The following is a 13414-nucleotide window of genomic DNA, read 5'->3' on the forward strand; positions in this document are numbered from 1 at the left end:
CCCCCGAAGCGGGCGAGTATGACGCCGCTCCGGAGGTTCGCGCTAAAGGATGACATCGGCCTGGCTGAACGCTTGGTACGGGTCGTTCAGCTTGATATAAACGTACAGGTCAGGCGCGGCGTCGCCAGCGATGTTGCCGTTGAGCACATAATGGCCGCTGCCGAGGTTGACGATCCACAGCTGCCCCAACGCGCCGGTCGGCGACGCGACCCAAGTGAACGCCTGGTCGTTCGCCAGGCTGAGATTGGCGTCGACATATTCGAGTTGCAGGATGTCGACACCCACTTCGAAATCAGCGATTATGTCGTACCCGTCGGGATTTGACGTCACCCAGCCTTCGACCATCGTATAGGTGAAGGTGTCGGCCCCGGTTCCGCCGCTGACGGTGTCGAAGCCAAACGACCCGGTAACACCGGCGGAATGGTAGAAGATGTCGTCGCCGGCGCCGCCGTTCATCACGTCATCGCCGGCGCCGTCGGTAAACGTATCGTTGCCGGCGCCGCCGTTCATGAGATCGTTACCGTCGTAGCCGTCCAGGTAATCCGCACCGCCATTGCCGAAGATCGTGTCGTTACCCGCGTCGGCCGAAAGGAAATCGTCGAAGTCCGAACCCGTCAGGATATTGTCCAGCTCGTTCCCGATCAGCTGACCACCGAACTTCAACAGCCCGTTTTCGACATTCGATGCCAGGTACAAAGACTGATAGTCGCTACTTGTCCCGACGATGGTGTCGGTGCCACTGCCGGGGTCTTCGACAATGAAGTCGCCGACTTCGACGTAGTAGGTGTCATCGCCCAGCCCACCGGCCATCTGGTCATTCCCGGCGCCGCCGCTCAGCGTGTCGTTACCGGCACCGCCGTTCAGCGTATCATTGCCCGCGCCACCGTTAAGGACATCGTCCCCGTCGAGACCGTTCAGCGTGTCGTCGCCCATGCTGCCGTTGAGGATGTTCGCCAGGCCGTTGCCGGTCAGCGTCGCGCCGGCATGGGTCGCAATCGTGCCGTTCTCGATGTTGGCGCCGAGGGTGTAGCTGCTTGCCTTCGACCGGACCAAGTCGATGCCACCATCGACCCCTTCACTGATCACGTCGAGAATGCTGTCGACATAGTAGGTGTCGTTGCCTGCACCGCCGTTCATGACGTCGTCACCGGTACCGCCGTCGAGGATGTCGTTGCCCTCGCCGCCGGACAGCATGTCATTGCCACCGCGGCCGTAGAGCTTGTCGTTGCCACCGGCGCCGTCGAAAACCTCGCCCGCGCTGCTTCCGGTCATCGAATTGTTCAGCGCGTTGCCGGTCATGGTCGCCCCGCTGCCGCTGCCGCTGGCCAGCACAATGAGGTTTTCGACATTGGCGCCGAGGGTGTAGCTCAACCCGCGGGCGACCTGGACGGTATCGGTGCCTTCCCCGGCCAGCTCGAGAATGGTCGGCGCTGCCAGCGACTGGACGCGATAGATGTCGTTACCGGTGCCACCGGCCAGCGTCACGCCGGCCAGGAACCGGTAGAAGCCGTCGTTGCCGGCACCACCGGCGATCGTCCCGTTGATCGCCCGTTCATAGCCGAAGAACCGGTCCGCGCCCTCACCGCCGTCGATGCTAACTCCGGTCGAGTCCGCGTAGAAGTTGACCCGGTCGTTGCCATTCCCGCCGGCAATGGTGAGCGAATTGCCACCACGGACCGTTACGAGATCGTCGTCATCACCGCCGTCGACGGTCGAGCCGGAGGTGAAGATGTGGAGTGAATCGTTGCCGACGCCGGCATAGATCGTCGAAGTGCCGCCACGCAGCAGGACCTGGTCGTCGCCCGAGCCCATGTAGGCGGTGACCGTGCCGCGCCACACGCGAAGAAGGTCGGCCCCGCCGAGGAAGTCCAGTTCGTACGTGCCCTCGGCGGTGACGTTATACTCGTCGTCAAACTCGGTGAAGCTGATCACGCTACTACTCCTCATCACTCGCCAAACGGCGGGCAAATTCCCCGGATTTCAGCAGAGCCCGTCCGACGGGACAACGCCACATCGCGACGGTCTAAGCACACTGCGTTAACAAAAATTGTATGCGCTTCAAGCGCGATTTGGTCAGACCGCGGCCAGCGCTGCGTCGAAGTCGGCGATCAGATCCTCCGCCTTTTCGACCCCGATCGAGATCCTGACGAGGTTGTCGCTGATGCCGAGCGCCGCCTTGCGCTCGGGCGGCACGCTTAGGTGCGTCATCGCCGCCGGCGCGCTGGCCAGGGTTTCGGTCCCGCCGAGGCTGACGGCCAGCTTGGCGATCTTCAACGCGTCGAGGAAGCGAAATGCCTCCGCTTCGCCGCCTTTCAGGTAAAGCGAGAAGGTCGAGCCCGCACCGGTGCAGTGACGGTCGAAGATGTCCTTCTGCCGCGATCCTTCCTTGAGGAAGCCGAGATAGCCGACCTTTTCGACCTTCGGGTGATTACGCAGGAAAGCGCAGACCTTTTCGGCGTTCTCGCCGGCGCGGCTCATCCGGAGTTCCAACGTCTCGAGGCTGCGCATCAGCATCCACGCGGTGTTGGGATCGCAGATGCCGCCCATCGGGTTGCGGATCAGCCGGACCTTGTCGAGCACCGCCTTGCTGCCGACCAGCGCCCCGGCGACGAGATCGGAGTGGCCACCGACATATTTGGTGAGGCTGTAAACGCTGACGTCTGCACCCTGCGCCAGCGGCTTGGCCCACAAGGGTCCAAGGAAGGTATTGTCGATCGCGATCGGCGGAAGCTCACCGTCGAAGGCGGCACCGCGAGCGGCATGGACCGCTTCGACGTCGACCAGCGCGTTGGTCGGGTTGGCCGGGCTTTCGAGGTAGATCATCGCCACCTTGCCGCCCTTTTCGGCCGCCATCGCCTTGGCCCGTGCCATCACTTCGTCGAGTTCCTCGCGCGATGCGCCGGCGGGGAAGTCGACATAGCCGACACCGTAGCGGGCCATGATCTTGTCGATCACCGATTCGGTCGCCGCGTAGAGCGGGCCGGAATGGACGACGACGTCATTCTGGTTGGTCAGCGCCAGCACCAACGTCGAAATGGCGGTCATGCCGCTCGAGAAGCTCAGTGCCGCTTCGGCATCTTCCCAAATGGCCAGCCGGTCTTCGAGGATTTCCTGGTTCGGCCCGTTGAAGCGCGAATAGACGAGGCCCGCTGCCTTGCCTGAACCGTCGCTCTTGCCGGTGATGCCCTCGAAGAAGCTCTTACCCTCGGCCGCGTTCTGGAAAACGAAGGTCGAGGTCAGGAAGATCGGCGGCTTGAGGGAACCTTCCGACAGCGCTGGATCAAAGCCGTGGCCCATCATCAGGGTCGACGGGTCGAGCTGGTGGTTGCCGATAAAACGGGCGGGGTTCTTCGGGGTACGGGTCATGCCAAGTCCTCATCGCCCCCAGGAAGGCGGGGGCCGATGGCGAGGAAGCCGGGGCGTTTCCGTCCTAACCTCCGCAGGACGCATCTCCGCCGGCTCGCCGGATGCGGGGCAACTACCGATTTTGCTGTGCGGTGGGAAGGCCGATGATGCTGACCTGCCGGCCGTAGTCAGCCTCGCCGCGATGGGTCGCCCGGCGGAAGCTGAAGAAGCGATCCTCGACGTGATAGGTGTCGAGGCCGAGCGCTTCGACCTGCCGGACGCCCGCGGCGGCGAGGCGGGCGACGACATAGGCCTCCAGGTCGAAATGCGGCCGGTCGCCCGGGCCACCGGCAAAGAAGCGGTCGTTGCCGGCATCGTCGTCGAGGAAGCGCTCCAGGAAGTCTTGGTCGACCTCATAGCTGCGCTGCGCGATGCACGGTCCGACCGCGGCGGCGATGTGGTCGATGCGAGCGCCAAGCCGGAGCATGGCCGCAATCGTCGCGTCGGTGACCCCGCCGATCGCGCCGCGCCATCCGGCGTGGGCGGCGCCGACGACGCCGGCCTCCGCGTCCGCCAACAGGACCGGCGCGCAATCGGCGGTCAGGATCGACAACAGGACGCCGGGCCGGTCGGTGACCAGCGCATCGGCGCGCGGGCGGTCGGCGTCGCCCCACGGCGCTTCGACCGCGACGCAGTCCGCGGAGTGGATTTGGTAGACGCCGACCAGCGGTGCTTCCGGCATGACCGCACCGGCGGCGCGGCGCCGGTTCTCGGCGACCAGCGCGGGATCATCGTTGCTGCCAAGCCCGCAGTTGAGATCGCCGCCCGCCGAAACGCCGCCGCGACGGCCCATGAAGCCGTGCGGCACCGGGAGTTGGCTTCGGACTGCCTCGACGCTCAAAGCGCGACCCGCATTACCCGATCGTCGTCGATGTGGTCCCCGACCTTGAACTGGTAATGCCCGACCTCAACGAAGCCGCGCTTTTCGTAAAACCTGCGGGCGCGGTGGTTGTCGACATAGACACTGAGCTGCATGTGCGAATTCCCGCGCCGCCGGGCTTCTTCGAACGCCCAGTCCATCAATCGTGGGGCGATGCCCTCGCCCTTCCATTCGGTCATGACGTAAAGCTGGCGAAGCTCGATCGTGTCGGGGGCGTTTCGACCGGAAGGTTCGGCGGGCCAAGCTTGATGAAACCGGCGAGTCGCCCGTCGTCCTCTTCGGCAAGGCGGAAGGCGTATCGTGGATCGGCGATCTCGCCGGCGAACGCTTCGGGTGACAATTCGTCGAGGAAAGCTTGCAGATCCTCCGGTGCATAGAGATGCCCGAAGGTGTCGGTGAAGCTGATCCCGAACAGTGCCGCGACCGACGCCGCGTCGTCTTCGGTTGCGTCGCGGTAGCGAATCTTGCTCATGCCAGCCCCGCGGGGAGCGGCCATTCGCCGCCGGCCAGGCCCATTACCTTGAACAAGCGCCCCATCTCCTCCTCGTCGCACAGCCGCCGCCGCGCGGCCGCGATTTCGCCGGCCTTGGCTGGGTTGGCAGCCCCAGCGCCATCGCGCGCGGACCTATACCAGCGTCTCCAGCCAGTTGCCCTGCGATACCGGACCGCCGACCCTGGCGCCACCGTCGCGCGCCGCCGCCGCCAAGACCGCGAAGTCGACATGGGCGGTGAGGTCGTGCTCGCCTGGCCGCTCCAGGACATAGGCGAACTGGTGTGCGTGCACGGCCTGGAGCGTGTCGCCGCTCGCGCCCTCGGTGTAGCCGTAATCGATGACCAGGGCCGCCCCGCCTTGCGCGTCGAGCCTCCGCGCCAGATCGGTCGCGACCTCGCTGCGCTGCGGCGACTGCTCGACAATCGCGCCGTCGCGATCGAAGGCCAACTGGCCGGCGGTGATCGTCACGCGCCGCTCCTGTCCGTCGACGAGCTGGCGGACCGGCAGCGCATCGAAGAATTCGTTGGCGACGAGCAGGATGGGACCATCGGTGCCGATGGTCGTCAGGTCGTCGTGGAACGTCGCGTCCGGATGCTGTTGCCGCTGCAGGTCACGCAGGACAGGGCTGGTTTCAACCAGGTCGACGGGACAGCCGAAGCCGGCCGACCGCAACACCCGCAGCGCATCGGCGGCCAATGTGCCGCGGCCCGGGCCCAACTCGACGTAACGCGTCCCGCCCGGCCGCCCAGCGCGATGCCAGCAATCCGCCAGCGCTGCGCCGACCATCTCGCCGAACATCTGGCTTATTTCAGGCGCTGTGGTGAAATCGCCCGCCGTGCCGAGCGGGTCACGGGTCGCGTAGTAGAAGCTGTTGCACGCCTCCATGTAGGCGTCGACGCCGATCGGCCCTCCCGTCCGAATCCGTTCCCGCAGCGCCTGTTCCAGCGGCGTCACGCCCACCCTCCCGCTTGCGGGAGGACCTCGTCACGCCACACTGGCGGTGCCGACCGTCGGTTCGACGCGAACACGCCGGCGCGCGGCGGTCAGCATCAGGTAAAGCCCGCCGATGATCATCGGAATGCACAACCATTGCCCCATGTGAAGCCCGGTCGCCTGCGCGAACTCGGTCAGTTGGGCATCCGGTTCGCGGATGAATTCCACCCCGAAGCGGAACAGGCCGTAAAACAGGATGAAGGCACCGACGAGCTTGCCCGGCTGGTACCGCGCATCGGTCCGCCAGAACATGAAGGCGAGGATGCCGAACAGGACGAGGCCTTCAAGCCCGGCCTCGTACAGCTGGCTCGGGTGGCGTGGCGGGCCGAGCGCCTGAACCCCGCCGATGTTTTCCGGGAAGCGCACCGCCCAGGGCGCGGTCGTCACCGCGCCCCATAGCTCACCGTTCACGAAATTGGCGAGGCGGCCGAAGAACAGGCCAAAGGGGACGCAGCAGGCGACATAATCGTGGATTCGCAGCCACTGCAGTTTCTGCTTCCAGGCGAGATAAAGGATCCCGAGCGAGGTGCCGATGACCCCGCCATGGAAGCTCATTCCGCCGTCCCACAGCTTGAAGATGCTGATCGGGTCGGCCAGATATTCGCCGAGGTTGTAGAACAGCACATAGCCGAGCCGGCCCCCGAGAATGATCCCGAGCGAGGCGTAGAAAACGAGGTCGTCGGCGTGGCGGCGGGCCATCGGCGATCCCGGCTGACGGATCAGCTTCAACAGATACCAGTAGCCGACGAAGATGCCCGCCAGGTAGGCGAGGCTGTACCAACGCAGCTCGAAAAAGCCGAGATCGAGGGCAACCGGCGACAGGCCGAGGTCGGTGTAGCTGATGGCATCGGCATTATTCGTCAGCTGCATGGATCGTGGGCTTTCCTCTTTGTCAGCCGCCTCATAGGGTGGCGGGCGGCAAAGGCAAAGGAGAGGATATGCCGGCCACGGAGCTTGATCGGAAATACGACCAGTCTTTCGCGGCACTGATCGGGCCGGGCGGCCGCATGGTCGTCGGGACGGACGATCGCGGGCGGCAACGCGTGACCAACTTTCCCGCCACCCTTCCGGCCTTCTTCAAGGCCTTCTGCATGCTCCACGGAGCGACCGAGGCGGTGGTGTGCGGTGCCGAACGGCTGACCTTCGCGGATCTCGATCGGGTGTCGGACCGGCTGGCCCACGCGCTGGTGGCGCGCGGCATTGCGAAGGGCGACCGCGTTGGCATCGCCATGCGCAACTGCACGGCGTGGATCGTCAGCTACATGGCGGCGCTGAAGGCCGGCGGGGTCGCGACGCTGCTCAACGGCTGGTGGCAAGTGCATGAACTGGAACATGCCCTCGAACTGACCGAGCCCAAGCTGGTGCTGGCCGATGCCCCGCGCGCCCACCGCATCGGCGCGACCAGCTTTGCCGGGGATGTCGTCGCGCTGGATATCGACCTGCCGATCGAGCAGGTCATCGCGCCGCTGCTCGGTGACGGCGACGAAGCGACGCCATTGCCGGAAGTCACCCCGGAGGACGACGCCACGATCCTGTTCACATCGGGATCGACCGGCGAATCCAAGGGCGCGGTGTCGACCCACGCCGCGGTCACCAGCGGGGTATACACCTACGCCGCGAGCATCCTCGTATTGCTCGGCATCCTGACCGGAGAAGGCCGGCCGCCGAAGAACCCGCCGCGCACCCTGGTCGCCGTGCCCTTCTTCCATGTCACCGGCGAAGTGCCGTTGCTGCTCAACAGCTTCGTCATCGGACGCGGCATGGTGCTGATGCCCAAGTGGGATGCAGGCGAGGCGCTGAAGCTGATCGAGCGGGAGAAGATCACCTATTTCGTCGGTGTCCCGACGATGAGCCTTGAACTGATGAACCACCCCGATCGCGACCAGTACGACTTGTCGACGATGACCGACATCGCCGCCGGTGGCGCTCCGCGTCCGGTCGCTCACGTCAAGCGGCTGCAGGATGATTTCCCCGAGGCGCAGCCGGCCCTCGGCTACGGTCTGACCGAAACCAACGCGGTCGGGTGCGGCAATTACTGGGGCAATTACGCCGCCAAGCCGGCATCGACCGGCCGCGCCCTGCCCTTCGTCGAGGTCGCCATCCTCGACGATGCCGGCAAGGCGCTGCCCAGCGGCGAGATCGGCGAGGTCGGCATTCGCGCGGCGGCCAACATCAAGGGGTATTGGCGCAACGACGCCGCGACCAGGGCCGCCTTCACCGACGACGGATATCTCCGCACCGGCGACATCGGCTACCAGGACGAGGACGGCTATCTGTTTATCGTCGACCGGAAGAAGGACATCATCATCCGCGGCGGTGAGAATATCTCCGCGGCGGAGGTCGAGGCAGCGCTCTATTCCTGTCCCGATGTGGCCGAGGCGGCCGTGTTCGGCATTCCGTCGGAGCGGCTGGGTGAAGTGCCGATCGCCGTGCTCCACCTGCGTGAGGGCAATGAGGCCGACGAGGCCGCGCTTCGCGCTCTGCTCGCCAGCAGGCTGGCGGCCTTCAAGATCCCGGAGACCTTCCATTTCTCGGAAAGCCCGCTGCCTCGCCTCGGCACCGGCAAAATCGACCGCGTCGCGCTGAAGCAGCGCTTTACCGCCTGACGATGGCATTGCCCGCCGTCGATCGACGCGGCCTGCTGGTCGGCGGCGGCGCCGTCGCGGGCCTCGTCATCGCCTTTGCGTTGTGGCCACGAAGCCCGGGCTCGCCGCTCCGTGCGGCGCGCGAGGGCGAGGAAGTGTTCGGCTCGTATCTTCGAATTGGTAACGATGGACGCGTTGTCCTGGCGGTGCCGCAAGCCGAAACCGGGCAGGGCATCTGGACCGGCCTAGCCCAGGTTGCCGCCGACGAACTGGGCGCCGACTGGGAGCTGGTGTCGGTCGAGCCCGCTCCGGTGACCCCCGGCTACGACAACGCGCTGGCGGAAGGGGAATGGGGCCGGGCGATGCGGCTGACCGCGGGATCGACCTCGATCCGCGCTTTCGAAGCCCCAATTCGCAAGGCGGCAGCGAGCGCACGTGCGCTGCTGTGCGCGGCCGCAGCGGAGACATGGGACGTTGCGGCCCACGAGTGCGACACTTTCCGAGGTGAGGTCCGTCATGGCGGACGCCGGCTTGGCTTCGGTGCGCTCGTCGAACGCGCGGCACGGATCGGGCCGATGACGGACACGCCGCTGCGACCGGTGCGCAGCGGCGGCCTGTCGGGACAGCCGCTACGGCGATTGGACCTCAACGCCAAGGCGAGCGGCAGCTGGCGTTTCGCCGGCGATGTCCGGCTGCCCAATATGGTGTTCGCGTCAATCCGCATGGCGCCGCCCCGCGGCCGTCTGCGCGCCTTCGACCGGGCGGCGGCGGAACGGCCTGACATCAAGCTCATCGTGAACGACCACTGGCTGGCGGCCATCGGGCCGACATGGTGGGCGGCCGAACAGGCCCTGAAGCGCGCCGGCCCCCAGTTCACCGGCCCGACCAACGCCGACACGCCGACGATCGAAGCCGCGCTTCACGCCACGCTGAAGCAGGGCAAGTTTAAAAGCTTCGCCGAACAGGGCGATTATGACTCGGCGACCGACGGCCTTCGTCCCATTGCCGCGACCTATATCTCCGCGCCGGCGGTGCATCTCTCGCTGGAACCGCCCGCGGCCGTTGCGCGGTTCATCAGCGGCGGGGTGGAAGTGTGGGCGCCGGGCCTTGCCCCGGTGTCGCCCGCGCTGCCGCGGCGCGCGCGGCCGGCATTGGAGAAGGATCGGTCAGCTTCTTCCCGATGGCGGCGGGTGATACGGGCGGCCGGGCGATCGAGGCCGAGGGGGTGGCGATCGTGGTCGCTCTTGCCAAGGCAGCCAACCGGCCGGTCGCGCTGACCTTTCCGGCGGCCGCCGCGCAGAACCAGGATCGCCCACGACCGCCGCTGCTGGCCCGGATGAGTGCGCTGCCCAATCCCGCCGGTGGCCTCGACAGTTGGCACGCCATCCTGGTCGGAGCCCCGGGAATCGACGCCGCGCTGGCCCGGGCGGATGGTTCGGCGATGCCGGACTTCGCGCCGCGGGGATCGGTTCCTCCCTACGCCGTCCGGCAATGCGCATCGAAAGCGCGACCGCGCGACTGCCGATCGATTGCGGATACTTGCGCGGCGATGTCGAGTCCCTGGCGACCTTCGCCACCGAGAGTTTCATCGACGAACTGGCCCGTTCGCGCGGGATCGAGCCGCTGGCCTACCGGATCAGCATGCTGGGCGGGCAGCCGCGCCTGGCTGGCGCCATGATGGCGGCCGGTGCGCTCGGCGGCTGGGACGGTGGCGGCCGCGGAAGCGCGATGGGGATCGCCTGCGCCTCGGCATATGGCAGCCATATCGGCCTGCTTGCCGAAGCGACCATCGGCCCCGACCAGCGGGTCAAGGTCGGCAAGTTGTCCGCGGCGGTCGATTGCGGCCGCGCGGTGAACCCGGAACTGGTGCGGCAACAGGTCGAGGGCGGACTACTGCACGCGCTGGTCAACGCCGCTGGCCCGGCGCCCGAAATCATTGCGGGCGTCGTTCGTGCCCGCCCCCTCGCCGCGCTCGGCCTGGATTCGCTGCGCGACGTTCCCAAGGTCGAGGTCCAGGTCATCGACAGCCGAGAGGCGCCGGGCGGGGTCAGCGGCCTCGGATCGCTGGTGTTGGCCGCTGCGGTCGGCAACGCCATTTACGCCGCAACGGGACAGCGCTTGCGCCGGCTGCCGTTCGACCCGATGAGCCCGGCATGATCGACAAGCCATCCGACCACCCCGCGATTCCAACGCCGCGCATTGGCGTCCTGCTGCTCAACCTCGGCACGCCCGACGCGCCGGAAGCGGGCGCCGTTCGCCGCTACCTGGCGCAATTCCTGTCCGACCCGCGCGTCGTCGAGATCCCGCCGATCGCGTGGAAGCCGATTCTTCACGGGATCATCCTCCGCACCCGGCCGGCCAAGAGCGCCCATGCCTACCAGCAGGTTTGGACGGAAGACGGCTCTCCGCTCGCCGCAATAACCGCGCGGCAGGCCAAGTCTCTCCAGCAGCGACTGGGTGAGGAGATCGTCGTCGATTGGGCGATGCGATACGGCAACCCGTCGGTCGCGGCCGCGCTGGACCGGCTGTTGGCGGCGGGCGCAACGCGAATTCTCGCGGCGCCGCTTTACCCGCAATATTGCGCGGCGACGACGGCGAGTGCCAACGACGCGTTGTTCGCGGCGGTTGCGGCGAAGCGATGGCAGCCTGCCCTTCGGACCCTCCCGCCATATTACGACGATCCCTCTACATCGGGGCGTTGAAGGAGGATCTCGAGCGGCAGATCGAGGCCCTCGATTTCAAGCCCGACCGGCTGCTGCTCAGCTTCCACGGCATGCCACAGCGGACGCTGACGCTTGGCGACCCCTACCATTGCAATTGCCAGAAGACCGCCCGCCTGCTCGGCGAAGCGATGGGACGGCCGGTGGACATCGCCTTCCAGTCGCGCTTCGGACGGGCGAAATGGCTGGAACCGGCCACTGACGTCGTGCTTCGCGGCTATCCGGCCGGGGGCGTCCGGACAGTCGCCATCGCCGCACCGGGCTTCTCGGCCGACTGTCTGGAAACGCTGGAAGAACTTGGCATCCGCGGACGCGAGGACTTCCTCGCTGCGGGCGGTACGCACTTCGCGCGGCTCGACTGCCTCAACGACGGCGACACCGGGATGCGGATGGTCGAAGCGCTCGTTCGGCGTGAACTTGCCGGTTGGATGGAGTCGACTTAATCCGGGATAAGAAAAGATAAGGAGAGGAATGATGGGACGAGTGGCGATCGTGACCGGCGGTACGCGCGGGATCGGCGAGGCGATCAGCATGGCGCTGAGGGACGAGGGAATGACGGTCGCCGCGAATTACGCCGGCAATGACGAGCGCGCCCGGGAATTCACCGAGCGGACCGGCATAAAGGCCTATAAGTGGGACGTCAGCGACTATGACGCCTGCCAGCAGGGCGTGAAGCAGATTGAGGCCGAGCTCGGCCCCGTCGACGTCCTCGTCAACAACGCCGGCATCACCCGCGATACGACGATGAAGCGGATGGATCATCAGAAGTGGCAGGAGGTTATCGACACCAACCTCGGCGGTTGCTTCAACATGGCCAAGGCGGTGTTCGAAGGGATGCAATCCCGCGGTTACGGCCGCATCGTCAACATCGGTTCGATCAACGGCCAGGCTGGCCAGTACGGCCAGGTGAATTACGCCGCCGCCAAGTCGGGCATTCACGGTTTCACCAAGGCCCTGGCGCAGGAAGGCGCGCGCAACGGCGTGACCGTCAATGCCATCGCGCCGGGCTACATCGACACCGACATGGTCGCCGCAGTGCCGGAAGAAGTGCTGGGCAAGATCATCGCCAAGATCCCGGTCAACCGGCTGGGCAAGGCCAGCGAGATCGCGCGCGGTGTGACGTTCCTGGTCGGCGAAGAGGCCGGTTTCGTCACCGGATCGACGCTTTCGATCAACGGTGGGCAGCATATGTATTGATGGTCCCGCCCATCGAAAATCGTTCGTCCGACGGCCCGGAGTTTTCCGGGCCGTCTTGCTTTAGGGTGGCGCAATGACCGAATACGGCAAGCCGACCAAGCGTTCCGTCACCATTGCCGGGCATGAAACGTCGATCAGTCTGGAGCCGATGTTCTGGACAGCGTTGGAAGAGGCGGCGCGGGCGGAGTCGCTTCCGCTCAATGCATTGATCGCCAGGATCGACGCGGAGCGACTGCACACGCCGGGCGGCCCCCCCAACCTGACGTCCACGCTGCGGCAGTGGTTATGGCTGCGCCGCGGCGTCCCGGACAGCTGAGGCGAAGGCGGCGCCGCGATCGGCGCTGTGGTGAAGGAACAGCGCCGGCTCGATCAGTTCCAGCTCCATGATTTTCAGGGCGCCATCGCCACTTCGGATGATGTCGACGCGCGCGTAGGTTGCCCGGGCCGGCGCCGCGGCAAGCGCCGCTCGGGCGAGCTCGACCGAGCCTGCCGGCGCTTCGCATGGCTCGTCGAAGCCGCCGAGATGTGGCTGCACCCGGAAGTCGCCGGGCTTTGGCCGCTTGATGATCGCGTGACTGAGCACGCCGTCGAACATTAGCAGCGACCATTCACCAGTGCCTTCGATCGAGCGCTCGAACGGCTGGACCAACATTCGCGTGCCCGCGACATCGTCCGGGACGACGTCATTCATTCCCAGCCGGTACGTGCCGTGCGCGCCGGCCGAGATTGGTGGTTTGACGATCAGTTCGTCCGTCGCGAACCGCGAGCGGGCGGCGGCAAGGTCGGGATCATCCAGGCGATCTACGGCAACGGTATCGACCGTCGGAATGCCTCGCTCACCCAGCTCGGCGAGGTATGTCTTGTCACTGTTCCAGCGGAGCAGCGGTGCCGGATTGACCAGCCGCCACTGCTCGCGCTCCGCCTGGTCGAGCAGCGCCATCCATCGCGTGAACTCGAGGTTGTAGCCCCAGGCGACCAACGGCAGGATCAGGTCGAAGGCAGACACATCGCCCGGTTCGGTCCAAGGTCGCGGCTCGACGACGAGGTCGACACGGCGCAGCGCCTCGGCCTGGTTGCCGTAGGCCCAATCCCAGCGTTCCGGATAGTCGGGCGCCGGAACCAGCAAGCAGACCCGCACCGT

Annotated in this window: 13 protein-coding genes and 1 pseudogene; 6 read left to right on the forward strand and 8 right to left on the reverse strand. The window is 66.3% G+C overall.

What is annotated here, in order from left to right; all coding sequences use genetic code 11:
• Window positions 1-42: 42 nt before the first annotated feature.
• From H9L12_RS13955 to lgt, 7 genes are all read right to left on the reverse strand, one after another.
• Window positions 43-1932, reverse strand: a complete 1890-nt coding sequence (locus H9L12_RS13955; RefSeq protein WP_281399783.1) for a calcium-binding protein — start codon at window positions 1930-1932, stop codon at window positions 43-45.
• A 141-nt stretch (window positions 1933-2073) separates the two neighbouring features.
• The gene (locus H9L12_RS09975) at window positions 2074-3366 is read right to left on the reverse strand and encodes a cystathionine gamma-synthase family protein (protein ID WP_187541611.1); all 1293 of its coding nucleotides are present in this window, start codon (window positions 3364-3366) and stop codon (window positions 2074-2076) included.
• 112 nt (window positions 3367-3478) lie between these two features.
• A complete protein-coding gene (gene pgeF / locus H9L12_RS09980; RefSeq protein WP_187543252.1) occupies window positions 3479-4198 on the reverse strand; it encodes a peptidoglycan editing factor PgeF in 720 nt (239 codons plus the stop codon).
• Between the two features lie 44 nt (window positions 4199-4242).
• Entirely contained in the window at window positions 4243-4464 is a 222-nt protein-coding gene (locus H9L12_RS14195; protein WP_343060346.1) for a GNAT family N-acetyltransferase, read from the reverse strand.
• Window positions 4461-4757 (reverse strand): GNAT family N-acetyltransferase, encoded by a 297-nt coding sequence (locus tag H9L12_RS14200; RefSeq protein ID WP_343060347.1) that lies wholly within the window; start codon window positions 4755-4757, stop codon window positions 4461-4463. The genes H9L12_RS14195 and H9L12_RS14200 overlap by 4 nt, the downstream gene beginning before the upstream one ends.
• Before the next feature lie 153 nt (window positions 4758-4910).
• Entirely contained in the window at window positions 4911-5732 is an 822-nt protein-coding gene (locus tag H9L12_RS09990) for an SAM-dependent methyltransferase (RefSeq protein WP_246450346.1), read from the reverse strand.
• A gap of 30 nt (window positions 5733-5762) precedes the next feature.
• The gene (gene lgt / locus H9L12_RS09995; RefSeq protein WP_187541612.1) at window positions 5763-6641 is read right to left on the reverse strand and encodes a prolipoprotein diacylglyceryl transferase; all 879 of its coding nucleotides are present in this window, start codon (window positions 6639-6641) and stop codon (window positions 5763-5765) included.
• A 68-nt stretch (window positions 6642-6709) separates the two neighbouring features.
• Here lgt and H9L12_RS10000 point away from each other — a divergent pair, with 68 nt between their 5' ends.
• The 6 genes and pseudogenes from H9L12_RS10000 (at window position 6710) to H9L12_RS10025 (ending at window position 12589) form a co-directional block, all read left to right on the forward strand.
• Window positions 6710-8377: a class I adenylate-forming enzyme family protein gene (locus tag H9L12_RS10000; protein ID WP_187541613.1), complete on the forward strand. Its 1668-nt coding sequence runs from the start codon at window positions 6710-6712 to the stop codon at window positions 8375-8377.
• 2 nt (window positions 8378-8379) lie between these two features.
• A complete protein-coding gene (locus tag H9L12_RS10005) occupies window positions 8380-9633 on the forward strand; it encodes a molybdopterin cofactor-binding domain-containing protein (protein ID WP_187541614.1) in 1254 nt (417 codons plus the stop codon).
• 214 nt (window positions 9634-9847) lie between these two features.
• A complete protein-coding gene (locus H9L12_RS10010) occupies window positions 9848-10513 on the forward strand; it encodes a molybdopterin cofactor-binding domain-containing protein (RefSeq protein ID WP_187541615.1) in 666 nt (221 codons plus the stop codon).
• A pseudogene (gene hemH / locus H9L12_RS10015) lies at window positions 10510-11519 on the forward strand (ferrochelatase). The gene H9L12_RS10010 and the pseudogene hemH overlap by 4 nt, the downstream one beginning before the upstream one ends.
• Window positions 11520-11550: 31 nt before the next feature.
• Complete coding sequence (phbB, locus tag H9L12_RS10020; protein ID WP_187543253.1) at window positions 11551-12273, forward strand: acetoacetyl-CoA reductase; 723 nt, start codon at window positions 11551-11553, stop codon at window positions 12271-12273.
• A 73-nt stretch (window positions 12274-12346) separates the two neighbouring features.
• On the forward strand, window positions 12347-12589 hold the full coding sequence (locus H9L12_RS10025; protein ID WP_187541616.1) for a ribbon-helix-helix domain-containing protein: 243 nt from the start codon (window positions 12347-12349) through the stop codon (window positions 12587-12589).
• Here H9L12_RS10025 and H9L12_RS10030 read toward each other — a convergent pair.
• Window positions 12557-13411: an ATP-grasp domain-containing protein gene (locus tag H9L12_RS10030; RefSeq protein WP_187541617.1), complete on the reverse strand. Its 855-nt coding sequence runs from the start codon at window positions 13409-13411 to the stop codon at window positions 12557-12559. The genes H9L12_RS10025 and H9L12_RS10030 overlap by 33 nt on opposite strands.
• Window positions 13412-13414: the final 3 nt, after the last annotated feature.

This window comes from Sphingomonas rhizophila (genome assembly GCF_014396585.1).
In the GTDB taxonomy this organism is placed as follows: domain Bacteria; phylum Pseudomonadota; class Alphaproteobacteria; order Sphingomonadales; family Sphingomonadaceae; genus Sphingomicrobium; species Sphingomicrobium rhizophilum.